Genomic DNA, 20,865 nt, shown 5'->3' with positions numbered 1-20,865 from the left:
CGCGACCTACTGAGGGCCTATAGCTCAGTTGGTTAGAGCAGGGGACTCATAATCCCTTGGTCGTAGGTTCGAGTCCTACTGGGCCCACCACACAAGAAAGCCGCGCATTGCGCGGCTTTTGCGTATCTGGCTGAATCATTTTGCCCGCAGGGCCAAGCCTGTAACATGCCTGCTCACTGCCCTCCCGCACTGGAGCTCTCCCCTTGCCCGCCCTAGACGAAATCGACCGCCAACTGATCGCCGCCCTGCAGCTCAACGCCCGTGAAAGCGTGGCCATGCTCGCCAGGCAGTTGGGCATCGCGCGCACCACCGTCACGTCGCGTCTGGCACGCCTGGAGAAGACCCAGGTCATCACCGGTTACGGCGTGCGCCTGGGCCAGCGTGTTGCGGATGGCGGGTTGCAGGCTTATGTGGGCATTACCGTACAACCCCGTTCGGGCAAAGAGGTGTTGCGCAGGCTGAGCGCCATGGCCCAGGTGCAGCAGTTGTGTGCGGTAAGTGGGGAGTTCGATTACGTGGCTTGGCTGCGCACCGATTCGCCGGAGCAACTGGACCAATTGCTGGACCAGATCGGCAGTGTCGACGGCGTGGAGAAAACCACCACCTCGATCATCCTCAGTAACAAATTGGATCGCGGACAACCAATCTGATCACTAAACTCGTCATATTGACTAAAACTAGCGCAATACGACGACACATTGCGTCTTATTAACGAGCGCAACGCTCCCTAAACTGGCTGCCATCTTTTCCTATACTCAACGGGCCCTCCTCCCGCCGAGCCGTCAGTAAGGTCAGCCATGAGCATTCCGTCCAGCACCCTCAGCAAGCCCAATCGCCACCCGGGCGACGGCAAGAAACCCATCACCATCTTCGGCCCGGACTTCCCGTTTGCCTTTGATGACTGGATCGAACACCCCGCCGGGCTGGGCAGTATTCCTGCGGCTAATCATGGCGCCGAGGTGGCGATCGTAGGGGCCGGGATCGCGGGCCTGGTTGCGGCCTACGAGCTGATGAAGCTAGGGCTCAAGCCGGTGGTGTATGAAGCCTCGAAGATGGGTGGCCGCTTGCGCTCGCAGGCCTTTGAAGGCGCCGAAGGCATCATCGCCGAGCTGGGCGGCATGCGGTTCCCGGTGTCGTCCACGGCGTTCTACCATTACGTGGACAAACTGGGACTGGAAACCAAGCCCTTTCCCAACCCGCTGACACCGGCGTCCGGCAGCACTGTGATCGATCTGGAAGGCCAGACTCACTACGCGCAAAAACTCTCCGATTTACCTGCACTGTTTCAGGAAGTAGCCGATGCCTGGGCCGACGCTCTGGAAGCCGGCTCACAGTTCGGCGATATCCAGCAGGCGATCCGCGACCGCGACGTCCCGCGGCTCAAGGAGCTGTGGAACAAGCTCGTGCCGCTGTGGGATGACCGTACCTTCTACGACTTCGTCGCCACCTCCAAGGCCTTCGCCAAATTGTCGTTCCACCACCGCGAGGTGTTTGGCCAGGTCGGTTTCGGCACCGGCGGCTGGGACTCGGACTTCCCCAACTCCATGCTGGAAATCTTCCGCGTGGTGATGACCAACTGCGATGATCATCAACACCTGATCGTCGGCGGCGTGGCCCAAGTGCCAATGGGCATCTGGCGCCATGTGCCGGAGCGCTGCGCCCACTGGCCAGCCGGCACCAGCCTGAGCTCGCTGCATAGAGGTGCACCACGGGCCGGCGTGAAGCGCATTGCCCACGCCGCCGATGGCCGCTTTGCCGTTACCGACAACTATGGCGACACCCGCGAATACGCGGCAGTGCTGACCACCTGCCAAAGCTGGCTGCTGACCACCCAGATCGAATGCGACGAAACCCTGTTCTCGCAAAAAATGTGGATGGCCCTGGACCGCACTCGCTACATGCAGTCATCGAAAACTTTCGTGATGGTTGATCGCCCATTCTGGAAAGACAAAGACCCACAAACCGGTCGCGACCTGATGAGCATGACCCTCACCGACCGCCTGACCCGAGGCACCTACCTGTTCGATAACGGTGACGACAAGCCGGGGGTGATCTGCTTGTCCTACTCGTGGATGAGCGACGCACTGAAGATGCTGCCCCAGCCTATCGACAAGCGGGTGAAACTGGCCCTGGATGCACTGAAGAAGATCTACCCCAAGGTCGACATCAAGGCGCGCATCATCGGCGACCCGATCACCGTGTCCTGGGAGGCCGACCCGCATTTCCTCGGGGCTTTCAAAGGCGCCTTGCCCGGCCACTATCGCTACAACCAGCGGATGTATGCGCACTTCATGCAGAAGGATATGCCCGCCGAACAACGCGGGATCTTCATCGCGGGTGATGATGTATCGTGGACGCCTGCCTGGGTCGAAGGCGCGGTACAAACCTCGCTCAACGCGGTGTGGGGCATCATGAACCACTTCGGTGGCAGCACTCACCCGCAAAACCCAGGCCCGGGCGACGTGTTCGATGAAATAGGGCCCATCGCCCTGGCAGAATAAGGAGTTGAGCATGCGTGTCGCCCTGTACCAATGCCCGCCACTGCCGCTGGATGTGGCCGCTAACCTGCAGCGCCTGCACCGGTTGGCCCATGAGGCACACGGCGCCGATGTGCTGGTGCTGCCAGAGATGTTCCTCAGCGGCTATAACATTGGCGCCGAAGCCGTTGGCGCACTGGCCGAGGCACAGGACGGGCCGTCGGCGCAGGCGATTGCCGAACTGGCGCAAGGTGCCGGGCTGGCGATCCTGTATGGCTACCCGGAACGGGCCGAAGACGGCCAGGTCTACAACGCCGTGCAGTTGATCGATGCCCAGGGCACACGCCTATGCAATTACCGCAAGACCCACTTGTTTGGCGATCTTGACCACTCGATGTTCAGCGCCGGCCCCGATGATTTCCCGGTGGTGGAATTGAACGGGTGGAAGGTGGGCATGCTGATTTGCTACGACTTGGAGTTTCCGGAAAACACCCGGCGCCTGGCCCTGGCCGGTGCCGAACTGATCCTGGTGCCCACCGCCAACATGGTGCCGTTCGACTTTGTCGCCGACGTCACCGTGCGGGCGCGAGCCTTTGAAAACCAATGTTTCGTTGCCTATGCCAACTACTGCGGGCACGAAGGCGAGATTCACTACTGCGGGCAAAGCAGCATTGCCGCGCCGGACGGCCAGCGAATTGCCCAGGCCGGCCTGGATGAAGCCTTGATCGTCGGCACCCTGGAGCGCCAATCTATTGTCGACGCCCGCGCCGCCAACCACTACCTGCAAGACCGGCGCGCCGAACTCTACGGCGCACTGCACAAGCCCTGACCCATTGGGTTTGCTAGCATAGGCACTTCCCACGCCTCGGAAGTGCCCATGCCTGCGCCGGTTCACCCTCATCCCGTTCACCTGACCCTCGCCAATGGCCTGCGGGTTTGCCTGCGCCATGCGCCGCGCTTGAAGCGCTGCGCCGCCGTTTTACAGGTGGCTGCCGGCAGCCATGACGTGCCACTGGCCTGGCCTGGGCTGGCGCATTTTCTTGAGCACTTGTTGTTTCTCGGTACCGAGCGTTTTCCAGCCGACGAAGGGCTGATGGCCTACGTGCAACGCCATGGTGGGCAGGTCAACGCCAGCACCCGTGAGCGCACCACCGAGTTTTTCTTTGAACTGCCGGTGCCGGTGTTTGCAGACGGGCTGATGCGGTTGGCGGATATGCTGACTCACCCACGCCTGAACCTTGACGATCAACAGCGTGAGCGCGAAGTTCTCGACGCGGAGTTCATCGCCTGGTCCCAGGATGCCAAGGCCCAACAGCAAGTGGCGCTGCTGCAAGGCTTGGCGGCGGATCATCCATTGCGCGGTTTTCATGCCGGCAACCGCGACAGCCTGCCAGTGGAAAGCGATGCCTTTCAGCAAGCCTTGCGCGGGTTCCACGCACACTTTTATCAAAGCGGGCAGATGACTTTGAGCCTTGCCGGCCCACAATCGCTGACCAACCTACAGGCCTTGGCCCAGCAGTTCAGTGACCAACTGACGCCCGGGCCATTACACCCGCAGGCCGCTCCACCGGCCTTGATGCAAGGCTCGGCACGCTGCTATCAACACGCCGACGGTCAGCATCTGCATCAGGTCATTACCTGTAACGCCCCACGGGAAGCGTTGGCGTTTCTCTGCACCTGGCTCAACGCCTCGGCGTCCGGCGGGTTGCTCGCTGAACTGCAAGCTCGACGACTGACCACCACGCTGCAAGCGTCCGTGCTGTACCAATTCGCGGATCAAGCCGTGCTGGATATCCACTTCACTCTCGGCAGCGAGCGCGAACCGGCCACACAGATCGAAGCGTTGCTGCACGACTGGCTGAGCTTCTTCGTACACAGCGACTGGACAGCGTTACGCGAAGAGTTCGCCTTGCTCAATGCCCGTCAACAACAGGTTCAAGGCGCCCTGGCCTTGGCGCGCAACGATGCCCAAGACCTGTCGGAACAAGGCGCCGCAGCCCTCAAGGCCATGCTCGATTCACTGCACCTGCCCGCCTCCCGGCACCCTTGGCAACTGCCGCCTGACAATCCCTTTCTCCGTGCACCCGCCAAGGACGAACGCGCCGGCCTGATTCGCGGCCAAACCAGCGCCCACCGTGGCTTGCGAACCTTTGCCCAGGATCGCTCACGGGGCCGACGGGAGCTGTCAGCGTTGACCTTCAGCCAGGCGTTGGCGGATGACACGGGCGAAGGCGCGCTGTACCTGCACTGGCGGTTTGACTCGGCGGTACCCACCGGGCTGGAAAGCCTGTTGCGGCCGCTGTGCGAACAGGCACGGCAGGCGGGCGTCGAGTTGTCTTGCGAAACGATCGCCACTGACTGGCAGGTAAAAATGCACGGCCTCAACGAGCCCATGCCGGCGGTGCTCGAAGCGTTGGCTCGGTGCTTGACTGGCTCGGATGAAACTTTACCAGTGCCCGCTCCCGTGCCGATGATCGCCATCCGGGAACTGCTCAAGGCGTTGCCTGCTTGCTGTGCGGGTGTTCAGCCCGAGCCTCAGGGGACGACAGCGTCATGGGCCACTGCGCGTTGGCAGGGGCTGGGCGCAGGTCTGCCCGCCTCCTGTGAAGCCGCAATCAAAGCCGCAGCGGCCCGGCTGCCTGGGCAACCGGCAACTATGTCTCTCACACCTCAGCCCCTTGACGGAAAAAAGCGCTGGCACGCAGTCAACACCGAATCCAGCGAGGCGGCGCTACTGCTATTTTGCCCAACGCCGACGCAAACCCTCGCCGATGAAGCCAACTGGCGGTTACTCGGGCATGTGCTCAAGGGGCCGTTCTACCAGCGCCTGAGAGTCGAACTGCAAATCGGCTACGCCGTGTTCAGCGGCATCCGACAAATCAACGGCCAAACCGGCCTGCTGTTTGGGGTGCAATCGCCCAGCACTTCCCTGGACGGCATCGTCGAACAGTTGCAGGCCTTCCTCGAACAACTGCCGTCGTTGATCAAGCGCTGCCCCGACCTGGGTAACCAGGCCCTCGCGCAGCAGTTCTCGGCCCAGACGCTGCCCATCAACGAAGCTGCCGAGTTGCTCTGGCATGCGCATCTGGCAGGTCATTCGTCGGGTTATCTGGATCAGCTTCAACAGTTGATTCAACAGCGCACACGCGAGGATGTGCAGCACGCCGCGCACCAACTCAATGACGCAGCAGGCGGCTGGCGTTGCGTGGCCAACGGGCCGCGTATCAACGACGACTGGCAAGCAGTGCCGTGATCATTGCCAACCCTGCAACAGGCTTTCTCCACCGAGACAGCGCTAACTTGAATAAAATTGCGTAACATTGCGCAGCAATATCTGAACATCTCCAATGGGAGGTGGACTATATGTATTACTTGGTAGTGAACGTCCCATCCCTTGATAGGAGTAAGAATATGACCTGGTCCAAACCTGCTTACACTGATCTGCGTATTGGTTTCGAAGTCACCATGTACTTCGCCAGCCGTTGATTGGCTGAGTGATACAACGCCTCGGTTCGCCCGGGGCGTTTTTGTTTTGAGCTGTGCTTGATGGAGCGATCATGTTTGTCCAGATTCTAGGTTCCGCCGCCGGCGGTGGCTTCCCGCAGTGGAACTGCAACTGCGTGAACTGCGCAGGTTTTCGTGATGGCAGCCTGCGGGCCCACGCGCGTACCCAGTCGTCCATCGCGATCTCCGACGACGGCGTGAACTGGGTGCTCTGCAATGCCTCGCCGGATATCCGCGCGCAGCTCCAAGGCTTTGCGCCCATGCAACCGGGCCGCGCCCTGCGCGATACCGGCATCAGCGCAATCATCCTGATGGACAGCCAGATCGACCACACCACCGGCCTGCTGAGCCTGCGCGAAGGCTGCCCGCATCAGGTGTGGTGCACCGACATGGTCCACGAAGACCTGAGCACAGGCTTCCCGTTGTTCACCATGCTGACCCACTGGAACGGTGGCCTGGCCTGGAACCGCATCGAGCTGGACGCCAGCTTCACCATCCCGGCCTGCCCCAACCTGCGCTTCACCCCGCTGCCGTTGCGCAGCGCCGCACCGCCCTATTCGCCGCACCGCTTCGACCCGCACGCCGGTGACAACATCGGCCTGATCGTCGAAGACCTGCGCACCGGCGGCAAACTGTTCTACGCCCCTGGGCTGGGCAAGGTCGACGCGCCGCTGCTGGACATCATGGCCGGCAGTGACTGCCTGCTGGTCGACGGCACGATGTGGGACGACGATGAGATGCAGCTCCGTGGCGTCGGCACCCGCACCGGGCGCGAGATGGGCCACCTGGCACAGAACGGCCCCGGCGGCATGCTTGAAGTGCTGGAGCAACTGCCCAAACAGCGCAAAGTGCTTATCCACATCAACAACACCAACCCGATCCTCGATGAAGACTCCCCCGAGCGAGCGGAACTGGTGCGGCGCAATGTCGAAGTGGCTTACGACGGCATGAGCATTGAATTGTAGGAGTGATCGAAATGACCGACACACCGTTGAGCAAGGCTGAGTTCGAAGCGGCCCTGCGCGCCAAAGGCGCCTTCTACCATATCCATCACCCTTACCATGTGGCGATGTACGAAGGCCGCGCCAGCCGTGAGCAGATCCAGGGCTGGGTCGCCAATCGCTTCTACTATCAGGTGAATATCCCGCTGAAAGACGCGGCGATCCTGGCCAACTGCCCAGACCGTGAAATCCGTCGCGAATGGATCCAGCGCCTGCTCGACCACGACGGCGCGCCCGGTGAAGACGGCGGTATCGAAGCCTGGCTGCGCCTGGGCCAGGCTGTAGGTCTGGACCCCGACCAACTGCGTTCCCAGGAGTTGGTGCTACCCGGCGTACGCTTCGCCGTGGATGCCTATGTCAACTTCGCCCGCCGCGCCAGCTGGCAAGAAGCCGCCAGCAGCTCGCTGACAGAGCTGTTCGCGCCGCAAATCCACCAGTCGCGCCTCGACAGTTGGCCCCAGCATTACCCGTGGATCGACCCGGCCGGTTACGAGTACTTCCGCACACGCCTGGGCCAGGCCCGTCGCGATGTGGAACACGGCTTGGCGATCACCCTGCAGCACTACACCACCCGCGAGGGGCAGGAGCGCATGCTGGAAATTCTCCAGTTCAAACTGGACATCCTGTGGAGCATGCTGGACGCCATGAGCATGGCCTACGAACTCAAACGCCCGCCCTATCACAGCGTGACCGAGCAGCGGGTATGGCATAAAGGGATCACCCTATGAGCTTTGATCGCAGCAAAAAACCGACCTGGCGCCAGGGCTATCGCTACCAGTACGAGCCTGCGCAAAAAGGCCATGTGTTGCTCTACCCCGAAGGCATGATCAAGCTCAATGACAGCGCCGCATTGATCGGTGGCCTGATCGACGGCGAGCGCGACGTGGCGGCCATCATTGCCGAGCTGGACAAGCAATTCCCCGGCGTGCCGGAGCTGGGTGACGACATCGAGCAATTCATGGAGGTCGCCCGTGCTGAGCACTGGATCACCCTTGCCTGAAAAACCCGCCATCGGCCTGCCGCTGTGGCTGCTGGCCGAGCTGACCTATCGCTGCCCGTTGCAGTGCCCGTATTGCTCCAACCCGCTGGATTTCGCCGAGCAGGGCAAGGAGCTGAGCACCGAACAATGGATCAAGGTTTTTCGCGAAGCCCGTGAAATGGGCGCGGCGCAGCTAGGGTTTTCCGGCGGTGAACCGCTGGTGCGCCAGGACCTGGCCGAACTGATCGGCGAGGCGCGCAAGCTGGGTTTCTACACCAACCTGATCACCTCTGGCATTGGCCTCACCGAGCAAAAAATCAGCGACTTCAAGAAAGCCGGCCTGGACCATATCCAGATCAGCTTCCAGGCCAGTGACGAGCAGGTGAACAACCTGCTGGCCGGCTCGAAAAAAGCCTTCGCGCAAAAACTCGAAATGGCCCGAGCGGTGAAAGCCCACGGCTACCCGATGGTGCTGAACTTCGTCACCCACCGGCACAATATCGACAAGATCGACCGCATCATCGAACTGTGCATTGCGCTGGAAGCGGATTTCGTCGAGCTCGCCACCTGCCAGTTCTACGGTTGGGCGCAGCTCAATCGCGTGGGCTTGCTGCCGACCCGCGAGCAGCTGGTGCGCGCCGAACGTATCACCAATGAATACCGCGCCACGCTGGAAGCCGAAGGCCACCCCTGCAAGCTGATCTTCGTGACACCGGATTATTACGAGGAGCGCCCCAAAGCCTGCATGAACGGCTGGGGCAGCATCTTCCTGACAGTCACACCCGACGGCACCGCCCTGCCCTGTCACGGCGCAAGGCAAATGCCCGTGCAGTTCCCCAATGTGCGCGACCACAGCATGCAGCACATCTGGTACGACTCGTTTGGCTTCAATCGCTTTCGTGGTTACGACTGGATGCCCGAGCCGTGCCGTTCATGCGACGAAAAAGAAAAGGACTTCGGCGGCTGCCGCTGCCAGGCCTTCATGCTCACCGGTGACGCCAGCAACGCCGACCCGGTATGCAGCAAATCCGAGCAGCACGGCATCATCCTTCAGGCGCGGGAAGAGGCCGAACAGGCCACCCAGACCATCGAGCAACTGGCCTTTCGCAATGAGCGCAACTCAAGGCTCATTGCAAAAGGCTGAGGGCCTCAACGCTTGGCGATGATGTACACCGCATGGATGATGCCGGGGAAGTAACCGCACAGGGTCAGCAGGATATTCAGCCAGAAGGCACCGCCGAAACCTACTTGCAGGAACACACCCAATGGCGGCAGCAGAATGGCGATGATGATACGAATAATGTCCATGGGTCAGCTCCAGAAAATCGGCTCGTGTGAGCCGTGTAGCTAATCGACCTTGGCGGTTCGTGAGGGTTCAGTGGATTCTGGCATTGGGCCATCTCAGGCCAGAATCTCCAGGCCATGTTTTTGCACGATACTCAATAACTTGAGCGCCATGCCACTGGGCCGTTTCTCTCCCGACTCCCATTTTTTGACCGTGGACGCGCTGGTGTTTAGGTAGCGGGCGAATACAGGTTGGCTGACATGGCTGCTTTCACGTAGTTGCTTGATCTGTTCGGCAGGGATTTGGTCTGGCATAGATAAACATGCCTCATCATATTCTCGCAGAGTGGTTTTGCTGATGGCGCCGACAGCATGAAGCGCTTTGGCTGACTCGTGAATGGACTCAAACGCCTCGCTTTTATACTTCTTGGTCATGATGTATCTCCACAAACTCCTTGAGATCCAGCATTTGCTGAATCTGTGCCTCGTTTAACCCTTCATAAGTTTTGGCCAGTGATCGAAACCAAACAAGTTCGCTTTGAGTAATGTTGCTTTGATCCTTCTTCGCGAATAGCAACTGATAGACCCAATAGTGCCTGCCCTTGGCCAATACGATGGAACGATGCCGATTTTGGTTGAGGCGCTTTTTCCAGACACCACCTCCCAGATTATCTGCCTGCCCCCTCAGCATTTCGCCAAACGCCTCCCTCAACTCCGAATCGCAGATCCAGGCTTTTGTGGCCGCCTCGGCAAATCGCCGTGTTTTGAACAACCTGAGCTTCATGGAGATCCCTTCCGTAAAACATACCACCCAGTGGTATAGATTGAAAGTCGAGCACGTCGTACCCCATCGGCATTCCTTGCCGACGCACGCTAAAAAACCACTGTTTCCAGAGAGACTCAATCAACGTTTTCACACCAGAAATTACCCAGACAAAAAAACGCCCCCAGCCAAAAGAATCAGGCTGGAGGCGCCGCGTATGCCGCGAGACGGTTCAGGAAACTGGGGTCAAACAGCGATGCCCTTGCGGCATTGCACTTGAGCGGTACGCACCCGGGAAAAAGCACGGGCAAGCCGCAGCAGCATTTCATCGATATGTGTTTTGCTGATGTTCAGCGCAGGGGTAAAGCGCAGGCAGTCAGGTTGTGAGGCGGTGAGAATCAGGCCTTCGTGCAGCGCGGCCTTGACCACTGCTGCGGCGCAATCGTCCGACAGTGTCAGGCCCCAAAGCAGCCCGTTGCCGCGCAAGGGTCCATGGCCGTAACGGTAGGCCAGGCGGGCAAGGCCTTCTGCCAGGTATAAGCCGGATTCGCGTAAGTGCTCGAGAAAGCCGTTCGCCAATAGGGTGTCGAGTACTGCGATACCCGCAGATGCCATCAGCGCATTGCCATGATGCGTACCGTCCAGCTCGCCCGGTTCGAAGCAACAGGCCGTGCCACGCGCCAGCAGCGCCGCCAGGGGCACGCCGCCGCCCAGGCCTTTGCCCATGGCAATGATATCGGCACGCACGCCGTATTGCTGTTCGGCCAGCAAGCTGCCGCAACGGCCCACGCCGGTTTGCACTTCGTCGAAGATCAGCAGGATCCCCAGCTCACGACACAGGCGTTCGACGCCCTTGAGGTAATGTTCGGTCGCGGGGATGACAGCGCCGCCGCTTTGTATCGGCTCCAGCATGATAGCGACGGTCTGCGCATCCACCGCTGCGTGCAGGGCCGGCAGATCGTTGAACGGCACCTGGCTGAAACCTGGCAACTGCGGTTCGAAACGGTTTTCGCAGGCCACAGCCGACGCCGACATCGCCCCCAAGCTACGGCCGTGACAGCCGTTGCTTACGGTGATGATGTGGTAAGCGCCACCGCGATGCAGTTGGCCCCACTTGCGTGCCAACTTGATGGCCGCTTCACAGGCTTCGGCACCGCTGTTGAGCAAATAGGCCTGGTCGCTGCAGGTGTGGTGGCACAGACGGTCGACGAGGTCCAGTTGCGCACGGTTGTGCAAGCCCAGGCCGGGGTTGATCACGGTGTGCATCTGTTCGGTAACGGCGTCGCGCACGGCCTGGGGACTGTGGCCCAGGCTGTTGGCGCCACCGCCTTGACTGAAATCCAGATAGGCACGGTCGTCAGCGTCCGAAAGCCAGGAGCCCTGCCCCTGCACAAACACCTGGGGCGGGCGCGCCACAGTGGGCATCAGGCACTGGCTGGAAACCTCTGCACGCGGGGCATGCACAACCAGGTCATCCAGACTCGGCGCAGAGCGACGGAACAAGCTCACACTTCACCCCCGCTGGCAACCTGACCTTGGTCGATGCCGCCTGCCACTGGGGCCTTTCGATTTTTTGCCTTGCCTATGTAAACGCTATCAACAAAAACGCTGTTCATTGTCCGATCCGGCCCTGTAAGCCCTGCGAATAGGCGCTAGACTAGGCGCCTCGGGGGCCAGCGGCCATTTCGATTTTCCAGCTTTTTCGATAAGCAAACCTTATGGATTTCAAGCAACTGCGTTATTTCGTCGCGGTGTATGAGGAAGGCCACGTAGGCCGTGCCGCGGAGCGTCTGTCGATCTCCCAGCCAGCGCTGTCGCAACAGATTCGCCAACTGGAACAGAACCTCGACGTCAGCCTGTTCGAACGCAGCAGCAAGCGCCTGTTGCCGACCCTGGCGGCCCACACCTTATACAACCATGCGTTGCCGCTGATTGATGGCATGCAGCAAGCCGTCGAGGCGCTGCGCAACTTCAAGGGCCAGGCCATGCGCACCCTGGCCATCGGCGTGCTGCAAACCGTACACACCAGCCTGGTACCACAGATGCTTGAGCGCGTGCGCAAAGCCCAGCCCCATCTGGTGGTGCAGATCTACGAGTTGACCGGGCTTGAGATTGAACGGCGGCTGCTCAATGGCTCACTCGATATCGGCATCAGCTACCTGCCACCGCGTCAACCGGGCCTGCATGGCGTGCTGCTGTATGAAGACGAGTTGAAGGTGGTGATTCCCGAAGACCATCCCTTGCGCGAGTTCAAGAAAGTCTCGCTCAAACAAGCCGCCGAATTGCCGATGTTGCTGCTGGGGGAAGAGTTTCAGGTTCGGCAGATCTGGCAAGGCCAACTGTCCAACCTCGGGCGGCGTCCGCAAGTGCAGGCGGAGCTCAATACCATGGTGGGCATTCTCGACAGCCTGCCTCACACCCGCTTGGCGACGGTGCTGCCCGGGCGCTCCCAGGACGAGCACAACAGCAAGGCGCTGCTGTGGAAACCCTTGAGCGAGCCCAGGGTACCGCTGAAAGTGGGGTTGGTATGCCGCGATGTGCAACGCCAGCAGGCGACGGTGGCGTTATTGCGCACCCTGCTGGAAGACGTCATGAATGCTCCGTCGGCAACCGCCTGACTTTTTCGCGGGCAAAAGAAAACCCCGCCGAAGCGGGGCTTTGCAGACTGTTTCCCTGACATCCATTTCACTCCGCCGTCCTGGCAGAATCCTACGTGTCCGTGTTGTTGCTTTGCGCTTCCTGCGCGACGTCCATGTGAAGTAGATTAGCCGTGGATCCAATGTGGCGATAGAGGACGATTAGCAGCACGTCATGTAAGAGAATGCTTACACGCCCTCCTCGCCCTTAAAACAGGGCTTCATCCATCAGGAACAGGGATTCGCTACCGGCTTTTACCGACGCACTCAACGAGTGGATACGCGGCAACAGACGGGCAAAGTAGAAACGTGCAGTTCCCAGTTTGCTGGCGTAGAAATCTTCTTCGCGCTCTTTGCCCCACGCCGCCTTGGCCATGCGCGCCCACATATAGGCATAGGCCATGTAGCCGAACGCATGCAGGTATTCCACCGAGGCCGCACCGATTTCATTGGCGTTGCTCTTGGCGCGGTCCAGCACCCAGGCCGTCAGCTCATCCAGGTTATCCACAGCCGCACTCAGCGGCTGGGTGAACTCGGCCAACTCAGGGCCCGATGCGGCGATGAACTGGCGAATCTCATCAGCGAACAAGGTATAGAACGCACCGCCGCTGCCGACGATCTTGCGGCCCATCAGGTCCAGGGCCTGAATGCCGTTGGTGCCTTCGTAGATCTGGGTGATGCGCACGTCACGCACCAATTGCTCCTGGCCCCACTCGCGGATGTAACCGTGGCCGCCAAACACCTGCTGGCCAAGTACGGTGGTTTCCAGGCCCAGGTCAGTGAGGAACGCCTTGGCCACTGGGGTCAACAACGCCACCAGGTTATCGGCACGCTCGCGGGCCTGCGCATCGTCGCTGAACTTGGCGATGTCCAACTGCGTCGCCACGTAGGTGGAGAACGCCCTGCCGCCTTCGTTCGCCGCCTTCATGGTCAGCAACATGCGACGGACATCCGGATGCACGATGATCGGGTCTGCCGGTTTGTCCTTGGCCTGCGCCCCCAATGGGGAACGGCTTTGCAGGCGGTCGCGGGCATATTCAATCGCGTTCTGATAGGACCGCTCACCAGAAGCCAAGCCCTGGATACCGACGCCCAAACGCTCATAGTTCATCATGGTGAACATCGCCGCCAAGCCACGGTTGGGCTCACCAACCAGGTAGCCCACGGCTTCGTCGAAGTTCATCACGCAGGTGGCGGAGGCCTGGATGCCCATTTTGTGTTCAATGGAGCCGCAGTTCACCGGGTTACGCGCGCCCAGGCTGCCATCGGTATTCACCAAAAACTTCGGTACCAGGAACAACGAGATGCCTTTGGGCCCGGCCGGTGCGTCCGGCAGTTTGGCCAGCACCAGATGGATGATGTTGTCGGTCAGGTCATGCTCGCCACCGGTGATGAAGATCTTGGTGCCGCTGACCTTGTAAGAGCCGTCCGCCTGAGGCTCGGCCTTGGTGCGGATCATCCCCAGGTCGGTACCGGCATGGGCCTCCGTCAGGCACATGGAACCGGCCCACTCACCGGAATACATCTTCGGCAGGTAGGTGGCCTTGAGCTCTTCGCTGGCGTGGGTGTTGATCGATACACAGGCACCGGAAGTCAACATCGGGTAAAGGCCGAAAGCCAGGCTCGACGAGTTGATCATCTCTTCAACCTGCGCCGACACGGCCTTGGGCATGCCCATGCCGCCGTAGGTCGGGTCGCCGCCCACGCCTACCCAGCCGCCTTCGGCGTAGGTGCTATAGGCCTGGGGGAAACCGTCGGGCGTCGTGACGGCACCGTCTGCCCAATGGCAGCCTTGCTCATCGCCGCCGCGGCTGAGTGGGGCGATGGATTTGGCGGTGACCTTACCGGCCTCCTCCAGGATCGCCTCGACGGTTTCGGCGTCAACGCTGTCTGCCAATGCCGGTAACTGGGCCCAAGTATTAGCGACCTCAAAAACTTCGTTGAGGACGAAGCGCATATCACGCAACGGCGCTTTGTAATCAGCCATGGCAAACCTCGTGAGAACGTGAAAAGTGATTCGATAGGATCGGTTTTATAGACGCCGAGTGTACCCGAACAACTTTTCAGACACATAGGGTCCATTCGTGACCATTAAGTATTTATAAGTCACATACAAACCATTGTGGGAGCGGGCTTGCTCGCGAATGCGGCGTGTCAGTCGCTACATCTTTTGACTGTACCAGCGCATTCGCAAGCAAGCCCGCTCCCACATTTTGTCCCCGAGCAATCAGTGACCTCTACAGTGCAAAGGCCTGCGCCGGTAAGCTCATCAGGCATTCGCTTCCCGCCTCGACCGCAGCACGGTGCATGGTCGTACGCGGCAACAGACGCTTGAAATAAAAGTCGCAGGTCGCAAGCTTCGCCTGGGCAAACCCTTCGTCATCCTGGGCGTGCGCCGCGATCGCCATGCGCAACCACAGGTAGGCGAGGATGATGTAACCGCTGTACATCAGGTAATCCATGGCCGCTGCACCCACTTCGTCAGGGTTTTTCATCGCCGCCGTGCCGACCTTCAGGGTCAGTTCGCCCCATTGCTGGTTGAGCTCATTGAGTTGCGCCACATGGGCTTTGAGTTGCGCATGCTCGGCATTGGCCGTGCAGAACTTATGCACAATTTTGGTAAACCCGCGCAGTAACTTGCCTTGGCTGCCCAGCACCTTGCGACCGAGCAGGTCCAGAGCCTGGATGCCGTTGGTGCCTTCATAGATCGGGGCAATCCGTGCGTCACGGGCCAGTTGCTCCATGCCCCACTCACGAATATAGCCATGACCACCGAATACCTGCATGCCGTGGTTGGTCACCTCCAGGCCGGTTTCGGTCATGAAGGCTTTGCAGATCGGCGTGAGGAAGGCCAGCAGGTCCTCGGCTTCTTGGCGTTGGCCGGCGTCGCTGCCCAGGTGCGCGGTATCGAGCAGTTGCGCGGTGAAATAGGTCAAGGCGCGGTTGCCTTCGTTGAAGGCTTTCATGGTCAGCAACATGCGACGGACATCGGCGTGCACGATGATCGGGTCGGCGGCTTTTTCCGGGGCCTTGGCACCGGTGAGCGAACGCATTTGCAGGCGATCGTTAGCGTATTTGATCGCACCCTGGAAGCTCGCCTCGCCGTTGCACAGGCCCTGCATGCCGGTACCCAGGCGTGCGTGGTTCATCATGGTGAACATGCAGTTGAGGCCCTTGTTCGCCTCGCCAATCAAATAGCCTTTGGCGCCATCGAAGTTCAGCACGCAGGTGGCCGAAGCCTTGATACCCATCTTGTGTTCGATGGAGCCGCAGTGCACCGCATTGCGCTCGCCGGAGTCGGCATGGAACTTGGGCACGATAAACAATGAGATGCCCTTGGTGCCCGCCGGCGCGTCCGGCAGCTTGGCCAGCACCAGGTGGATGATATTGGCGCTCATGTCGTGCTCGCCGGCCGAGATGAAGATCTTGCTGCCGGTGAGCGCGTAACTGCCGTCTGCCTGCGGCACGGCGCGGGTCTTGATCAAGCCCAGGTCGGTGCCGCAGTGGGCTTCGGTCAGGCACATGGTGCCGGTCCATTCGCCAGCAGTGAGCTTGCTCAGGTAGGTGGCTTTCTGTTCGTCAGTGCCGTGGGCGTGGATGGCCGACATCGCGCCGTGGGTCAGGCCCGGGTACATGCCCCAGGAGGTGTTGCTGGAGCCGATCATCTCGCTCAGCACCAGGCCCAGGGAATGGGGCAGGCCCTGGCCACCGTAGGCCGGGTCTGCCGCCACGCCATGCCAGCCGCCTTCCACATACTGGGCGAAGGCTTGCTTGAAGCCTTTAGGAGTGGTTACCACGCCATTATCGAAATGGCAGCCCTCTTCATCGCCGCTGCGATTGAGCGGCGCGAGTACGTTCTCACAGAATTTGGCGCCTTCTTCGAGGATCGCACTGACCATGTCCGGGCTGGCATCCGTGGCACCCAGCGCCGCGTAGTGGCCGTGGAAATCGAATACGGTGTCGATCAGAAAGCGCATGTCGCGCAGGGGAGCTTTGTACTCAGGCATGGCAATGTCTCCGGCAGCAGATAGGGTTAACCTACTGCCGGCCATGGCCGTGGACAATCACTGTAGCGCTGCTGAATACAGCGCCATTACTCAACCGGCAGCGCTTTGCATGCGCACCGCGCCACGGCGGGTTTGCCCGGCTGCGACCACACAATTACGCCCCGCCCCCTTGGCGGCATACAGCGCCTGGTCGGCGGACTTGAGCACCTCGTCGGGGCTGCGCTGCTCGGCCTGGCGCTCGGCCACGCCGATGCTTACCGTCACCGACACACTGGATGCACCGCTGCCCGCACGGCGTTGGCGGCCTTGATGGTCGTCCTGGGGACGGTCCGGGTTGCGCAACTTGATGTCGTAGCTGGCGATGATCTCGCGGATCTCCTCCAGGTGCGGCATGCACTCATCCAGAGTCTTGCCGGCAAACACCACGGCAAACTCTTCACCGCCGTAACGGTAGGCCCGCCCGCCGCCGTTGACCTTGGACAGCTTGCTCGCCACCAGGCGCAGCACCTGGTCACCCACGTCGTGGCCGTGGGTGTCATTGAAACGTTTGAAGTGATCGACGTCGCTCATCGCCAGCACATAGTTACGCCCCAGCCGCTGCATACGCTCGTTAAGGGCACGTCGCCCCGGCAAGCCGGTGAGCTCATCACGAAACGCCATTTGATACGCCTCGTGCGCCACCCCCGCGGCGATCATCAGCATCACCTGGCTGCACATAATGTTGAGGGTGAACGGCAGGATGAAGGTTTGCGGCAACATCCAGAACATCCCCAGCAACCCCACCAGTTGCGCGGCGTGCAGCGGGCGCGGCTGGTACCAGTATTGGGCGGCCAGGGTGAGGAAACCAATCAGGAACATCGGGTAGGAGAGTTGGATCAGGCTCATCCACGCGCCGTGCAGCATCGGCCAGCGAATCTCCGCCAACCAGCCCAGCAACGCCTGGGGAAAACTCTGCTCCAGGGCCAGCGCCACACTGCCCACCGCCAGCAGCACCGCGCAGCGGGCGACGAAGTCACGGAACAGATGGGTTTTTTCCTGCCAAAGCGCATAGATGCTGAACAGCAAGGGCAACAGCAGGCAGCACAGGTGGAACACCACCGCAGCGTCTTCACGCACGCGGCCGTTGTCGCGATAAAAGTCGGTCTGGGTATCCAGCAGGAAATAGGCGACGTACACCGTGATCATCAGGAACAGTTCACGCTGGCGTCGATACACCGCGCAATAGGCGCCGCCCAGCAACAGGACCAGGGTGGGCAACACGTTAAACAGCGAGGTGAAGAAGACGCTCAGGTCCTTGACGTACGCAGCCGAAAGCCCGGCCAGCAACAGCAGCAGCGAAGGGAGGAAATGACTGAAACGTACAGCGGACACGCGTGACAAGGGTAAAACTCCGACCCGCAAACAAATAATGGCACTGTGCCTCTAAGCGGTCAGTTAAGCAAAACCGACCGGGCATGTATCACATTGCCATCACTGTAACGGCAGCTCATCGCAATCCCTGAGTGCATCACTGCGGTTTTTTAACTCGCCCCCCTGTAGGAGCGAGCTTGCTCGCGAAAATATCACCGGCACCGCGTTTAATCAGGCCGCCCGCATTATCGTTAGCGACCTTCGCGAGCAAGCTCGCTCCTACAGGAGTGCAAAAAAAACCGCCGCGTCCCGAGGGAGGCGGCGGTTTTTTCAAGGACCCGGTAAGGCTTAGTAAGCCAGGCCGAAGTCTTCTTCTTTCATGTCCATCAGGTTGTTGGCGCCCGACAGCATGGTTGCCACGTGGGTGCGGGTACGCGGCAGGATGCGCTGGAAGTAGAAGCGCGCAGTCTGCAACTTGGCGGTGTAGAACGCCTCTTCGCTGGTGCCGGCGGCCAGTTTCTCGGCGGCCAGGCGTGCCATGTCGGCCCAGAAGTAAGCCAGGCACGCGTAGCCGGAGTACATCAGGTAGTCCACCGAAGCGGCGCCGACTTCTTCACGGTCTTTCATCGCGGCCATGCCGACCTTCATGGTCAACTCGCCCCACTCTTTGTTCAATGCTGCCAGCGGTGCCACGAACTCGCTAACCGCTTCATTGCCTTCGTTGGCCTGGCAGAACTTGTGCACGATCTTGGTGAAGCCCTTGAGCGCTTCGCCTTGGGTCATCAGCACTTTACGGCCGAGCAGGTCCAGCGCCTGGATGCCGGTGGTGCCTTCGTACAGCATCGAAATGCGGCTGTCGCGCACGTTCTGCTCCATGCCCCACTCAGCGATAAAGCCGTGGCCACCGTAGATCTGCACCCCGTGGTTGGCCGATTCAAAACCGACTTCGGTCATGAACGCCTTCGCGATCGGAGTCATGAAAGCCAGCAGGGCATCGGCCTGTTTCTTGGCTTCGTCGTCGGTGCCGTACTTGACGATGTCCACTTGCTTGGCGGTGAAGTACACCATCGCACGGTTACCTTCGGCGAAGGCTTTCATGGTCAGCAGCATGCGGCGTACGTCAGGGTGCACGATGATCGGGTCAGCGGCTTTGTCCGGTGCTTTGGGGCCGGTCAGGGAGCGCATTTGCAGGCGATCACGCGCATATTTCAAGCCGCCCTGGAAGCCGATCTCGGCGTGGGCCAGGCCTTGCAGCGCGGTGCCCAGGCGAGCGGTGTTCATAAAGGTGAACATGCAGTTCAGGCCTTTGTTCGCCGGGCCGATCAGGAAACCGGTGGCCGCGTCGAAGTTCATCACGCAGGTGGCGTTGCCGTGGATGCCCATTTTGTGTTCCAGGGAACCACAGGTGACCGCGTTGCGCTCGCCCACCGAGCCATCGGCGTTGGGCAGGAACTTGGGCACGATAAACAGCGAGATACCTTTGGTGCCAGCCGGTGCGTCCGGCAGGCGGGCCAGTACGATGTGGACGATGTTGTCGGCCATGTCGTGTTCGCCGGCCGAGATGAAGATCTTGGTACCGGAGACTTTGTAGGAACCGTCAGCCTGAGGCTCGGCCTTGGTGCGCAGCATGCCCAGGTCGGTGCCGCAGTGTGGCTCGGTCAGGCACATGGTGCCGGTCCATTCGCCCGACACCAGCTTGGTCAGGTAAGCGTCTTGCTGCTCGGGGGTGCCGTGCTCGGAAATGGTGTTCATCGCGCCATGGGACAGGCCAGGGTACATGCCCCACGACCAGTTGGCTTCGCCGACCATTTCACTCACAGCCAGGCCCAGGGATTCCGGCAGGCCTTGGCCACCGTGCTCCACGTCGTGGGCCAGGCTTGGCCAGCCGCCTTCGACGAATTGCTTGTAGGCTTCTTTGAAACCTGTTGGGGTCTTAACGCCTGACTCACTCCAGGTACACCCTTCGATGTCGCCCACGCGGTTCAACGGTGCCAGTACTTGCTCACAGAACTTGGCGCCTTCTTCGAGGATGGCGTCGACCATGTCCGGGGTAGCGTCCTGGCAAGCCGGCAGGCTCTGATAGTGCGCTTCATAACCGAGCAGTTCGTCACGAACGAAGCGAATATCACGCAAGGGGGCCTTGTAGTCAGGCATAGCGATAAACCTCTGCTGATGTAACTGGGATGAACAACCGCGTGGATTTGTTATGGCGGTCAAACAGGTGTTTGAAACATACGTTTACGACCCAGGGTTGTCAAGCGTCGGCCAGATGCCGTTTGTCTTGACGCGGGTCAGCGCCAGACACGGCAAGGCCTGCGGCGGGATGCCTCATGATTTAAGGAAGAGCAGAATGTCGCAGAACCACTGCGGGAGCTGGCTTGCCTGCGATGCAGACGCCAGGGTGTATCAGGCAGTACGCGTTGATGCTATCGCAGGCAAGCCAGCTCCCACAGAAGAGCGGGCGTGCGATAGCGACGTTAAGCGTAGGTATCGATCAACGTACCGAGCATTTCGTCCGAAGCCTTGGCGACTTTCGCCCCCAGCTCGACTTGAAACTTGCCCTGGGCCATTTCCACCATGTTGCTCGCCGAGTTGGACGCTTGGGCGCGGTCATTGGCTTGCAGACGGTCGCTTTGCGCGGCCGATGGCTGGGTGGTCGCGGCGCTGGCAATCTTGCCGGCCGCCTGGTCGACGCGGTTCTGCCCGGTCTGAATGGTGCTCAGGCCCGAATAAAACGCGCTGCTTCCAGAGATGTCCATGGCGTAAGCCTGCCTTTGAGAAAATCGTGAAGCCCGATTGAACCAGACATCCTGGCAAAAGGCCCGTCAAAAACACTAATGGCATATTGCCTTAGCGATAGCCAA

The 20,865-nt window shown here is 60.4% G+C and carries 19 protein-coding genes and 1 tRNA gene; 11 read left to right on the top strand and 9 right to left on the bottom strand.

Features of this window, described 5'->3' with window-relative positions; translation table 11 throughout:
- Positions 1–13: 13 nt before the first annotated feature.
- From V8689_RS02915 to pqqE, 10 genes are all read left to right on the top strand, one after another.
- Positions 14–90: transfer RNA gene (locus tag V8689_RS02915), tRNA-Ile, on the top strand.
- A 113-nt stretch (positions 91–203) separates the two neighbouring features.
- Complete coding sequence (locus V8689_RS02910) at positions 204–650, top strand: Lrp/AsnC family transcriptional regulator (RefSeq protein ID WP_003194755.1); 447 nt, start codon at positions 204–206, stop codon at positions 648–650.
- Between the two features lie 147 nt (positions 651–797).
- A complete protein-coding gene (locus V8689_RS02905; protein ID WP_032895015.1) occupies positions 798–2,501 on the top strand; it encodes a flavin monoamine oxidase family protein in 1,704 nt (567 codons plus the stop codon).
- A 10-nt stretch (positions 2,502–2,511) separates the two neighbouring features.
- Positions 2,512–3,306 carry a carbon-nitrogen hydrolase family protein gene (locus V8689_RS02900; protein ID WP_056783967.1) on the top strand — a complete coding sequence of 265 codons (795 nt, stop codon included), beginning with the start codon at positions 2,512–2,514 and terminating at the stop codon, positions 3,304–3,306.
- A 48-nt stretch (positions 3,307–3,354) separates the two neighbouring features.
- Positions 3,355–5,730 (top strand): pyrroloquinoline quinone biosynthesis protein PqqF, encoded by a 2,376-nt coding sequence (gene pqqF, locus V8689_RS02895; RefSeq protein WP_081089488.1) that lies wholly within the window; start codon positions 3,355–3,357, stop codon positions 5,728–5,730.
- 158 nt (positions 5,731–5,888) lie between these two features.
- Entirely contained in the window at positions 5,889–5,963 is a 75-nt protein-coding gene (gene pqqA, locus V8689_RS02890) for a pyrroloquinoline quinone precursor peptide PqqA (RefSeq protein ID WP_003194766.1), read from the top strand.
- A gap of 71 nt (positions 5,964–6,034) precedes the next feature.
- On the top strand, positions 6,035–6,946 hold the full coding sequence (gene pqqB / locus V8689_RS02885) for a pyrroloquinoline quinone biosynthesis protein PqqB (RefSeq protein ID WP_056783965.1): 912 nt from the start codon (positions 6,035–6,037) through the stop codon (positions 6,944–6,946).
- Between the two features lie 11 nt (positions 6,947–6,957).
- The gene (pqqC, locus tag V8689_RS02880) at positions 6,958–7,710 is read left to right on the top strand and encodes a pyrroloquinoline-quinone synthase PqqC (protein ID WP_003194770.1); all 753 of its coding nucleotides are present in this window, start codon (positions 6,958–6,960) and stop codon (positions 7,708–7,710) included.
- The gene (gene pqqD / locus V8689_RS02875) at positions 7,707–7,982 is read left to right on the top strand and encodes a pyrroloquinoline quinone biosynthesis peptide chaperone PqqD (RefSeq protein WP_003194772.1); all 276 of its coding nucleotides are present in this window, start codon (positions 7,707–7,709) and stop codon (positions 7,980–7,982) included. The genes pqqC and pqqD overlap by 4 nt, the downstream gene beginning before the upstream one ends.
- Positions 7,975–9,105, top strand: a complete 1,131-nt coding sequence (gene pqqE / locus V8689_RS02870) for a pyrroloquinoline quinone biosynthesis protein PqqE (protein WP_056783961.1) — start codon at positions 7,975–7,977, stop codon at positions 9,103–9,105. The genes pqqD and pqqE overlap by 8 nt, the downstream gene beginning before the upstream one ends.
- A 5-nt stretch (positions 9,106–9,110) precedes the next feature.
- Here the strand turns inward: pqqE and V8689_RS02865 are convergent, their stop codons facing one another.
- The 4 genes from V8689_RS02865 to V8689_RS02850 all read right to left on the bottom strand — a co-directional run bounded on the left by V8689_RS02865 (position 9,111) and on the right by V8689_RS02850 (position 11,517).
- Positions 9,111–9,269, bottom strand: coding sequence for a YqaE/Pmp3 family membrane protein (locus tag V8689_RS02865; RefSeq protein WP_003194776.1), 159 nt, complete (start codon positions 9,267–9,269; stop codon positions 9,111–9,113).
- Positions 9,270–9,362: 93 nt separating this feature from the next.
- Positions 9,363–9,680, bottom strand: a complete 318-nt coding sequence (locus V8689_RS02860) for a helix-turn-helix domain-containing protein (protein WP_034133912.1) — start codon at positions 9,678–9,680, stop codon at positions 9,363–9,365.
- The gene (locus V8689_RS02855) at positions 9,664–10,029 is read right to left on the bottom strand and encodes a type II toxin-antitoxin system RelE/ParE family toxin (protein ID WP_056783959.1); all 366 of its coding nucleotides are present in this window, start codon (positions 10,027–10,029) and stop codon (positions 9,664–9,666) included. The genes V8689_RS02860 and V8689_RS02855 overlap by 17 nt, the downstream gene beginning before the upstream one ends.
- Before the next feature lie 225 nt (positions 10,030–10,254).
- Positions 10,255–11,517 (bottom strand): aspartate aminotransferase family protein, encoded by a 1,263-nt coding sequence (locus tag V8689_RS02850; protein WP_056783955.1) that lies wholly within the window; start codon positions 11,515–11,517, stop codon positions 10,255–10,257.
- Between the two features lie 209 nt (positions 11,518–11,726).
- Here V8689_RS02850 and V8689_RS02845 point away from each other — a divergent pair, with 209 nt between their 5' ends.
- Positions 11,727–12,626 carry a LysR family transcriptional regulator gene (locus V8689_RS02845; RefSeq protein ID WP_019817406.1) on the top strand — a complete coding sequence of 300 codons (900 nt, stop codon included), beginning with the start codon at positions 11,727–11,729 and terminating at the stop codon, positions 12,624–12,626.
- Between the two features lie 226 nt (positions 12,627–12,852).
- On the opposite strand, the gene V8689_RS02840 is transcribed toward V8689_RS02845, so the two are convergent.
- From V8689_RS02840 to V8689_RS02820, 5 genes are all read right to left on the bottom strand, one after another.
- Complete coding sequence (locus V8689_RS02840) at positions 12,853–14,631, bottom strand: acyl-CoA dehydrogenase C-terminal domain-containing protein (RefSeq protein ID WP_056783952.1); 1,779 nt, start codon at positions 14,629–14,631, stop codon at positions 12,853–12,855.
- Positions 14,632–14,881: 250 nt separating this feature from the next.
- Positions 14,882–16,651 (bottom strand): acyl-CoA dehydrogenase C-terminal domain-containing protein, encoded by a 1,770-nt coding sequence (locus V8689_RS02835; protein WP_056783948.1) that lies wholly within the window; start codon positions 16,649–16,651, stop codon positions 14,882–14,884.
- 90 nt (positions 16,652–16,741) lie between these two features.
- Positions 16,742–18,031: a GGDEF domain-containing protein gene (locus V8689_RS02830; RefSeq protein WP_060766330.1), complete on the bottom strand. Its 1,290-nt coding sequence runs from the start codon at positions 18,029–18,031 to the stop codon at positions 16,742–16,744.
- Between the two features lie 318 nt (positions 18,032–18,349).
- Positions 18,350–20,155, bottom strand: a complete 1,806-nt coding sequence (locus V8689_RS02825) for a phenylacyl-CoA dehydrogenase (RefSeq protein ID WP_056783945.1) — start codon at positions 20,153–20,155, stop codon at positions 18,350–18,352.
- A gap of 323 nt (positions 20,156–20,478) precedes the next feature.
- Complete coding sequence (locus V8689_RS02820) at positions 20,479–20,760, bottom strand: hypothetical protein (protein WP_020302162.1); 282 nt, start codon at positions 20,758–20,760, stop codon at positions 20,479–20,481.
- Between the last annotated feature and the right edge of the window lie 105 nt (positions 20,761–20,865).

This window comes from Pseudomonas sp. AK181 (assembly GCF_051122975.1).
GTDB lineage: Bacteria > Pseudomonadota > Gammaproteobacteria > Pseudomonadales > Pseudomonadaceae > Aquipseudomonas > Aquipseudomonas lactis.
The sequence above is the reverse complement of the archived record's forward strand: the minus strand, read 5'-3'. Positions and strand labels throughout refer to the sequence as shown.

Coding starts and splice junctions, on each gene's coding strand:
- V8689_RS02905 (WP_032895015.1), top strand. CDS start 798: ATGAGCATTCCGTCCAGCACCCTCAGCAAGCCCAATCGCCACCCGGGC.
- V8689_RS02900 (WP_056783967.1), top strand. CDS start 2,512: ATGCGTGTCGCCCTGTACCAATGCCCGCCACTGCCGCTGGATGTGGCC.
- pqqF (WP_081089488.1), top strand. CDS start 3,355: ATGCCTGCGCCGGTTCACCCTCATCCCGTTCACCTGACCCTCGCCAAT.
- pqqB (WP_056783965.1), top strand. CDS start 6,035: ATGTTTGTCCAGATTCTAGGTTCCGCCGCCGGCGGTGGCTTCCCGCAG.
- pqqC (WP_003194770.1), top strand. CDS start 6,958: ATGACCGACACACCGTTGAGCAAGGCTGAGTTCGAAGCGGCCCTGCGC.
- pqqD (WP_003194772.1), top strand. CDS start 7,707: ATGAGCTTTGATCGCAGCAAAAAACCGACCTGGCGCCAGGGCTATCGC.
- V8689_RS02865 (WP_003194776.1), bottom strand. CDS start 9,269: ATGGACATTATTCGTATCATCATCGCCATTCTGCTGCCGCCATTGGGT.
- V8689_RS02860 (WP_034133912.1), bottom strand. CDS start 9,680: ATGACCAAGAAGTATAAAAGCGAGGCGTTTGAGTCCATTCACGAGTCA.
- V8689_RS02855 (WP_056783959.1), bottom strand. CDS start 10,029: ATGAAGCTCAGGTTGTTCAAAACACGGCGATTTGCCGAGGCGGCCACA.
- V8689_RS02845 (WP_019817406.1), top strand. CDS start 11,727: ATGGATTTCAAGCAACTGCGTTATTTCGTCGCGGTGTATGAGGAAGGC.
- V8689_RS02840 (WP_056783952.1), bottom strand. CDS start 14,631: ATGGCTGATTACAAAGCGCCGTTGCGTGATATGCGCTTCGTCCTCAAC.
- V8689_RS02835 (WP_056783948.1), bottom strand. CDS start 16,651: ATGCCTGAGTACAAAGCTCCCCTGCGCGACATGCGCTTTCTGATCGAC.
- V8689_RS02825 (WP_056783945.1), bottom strand. CDS start 20,155: ATGCCTGACTACAAGGCCCCCTTGCGTGATATTCGCTTCGTTCGTGAC.
- V8689_RS02820 (WP_020302162.1), bottom strand. CDS start 20,760: ATGGACATCTCTGGAAGCAGCGCGTTTTATTCGGGCCTGAGCACCATT.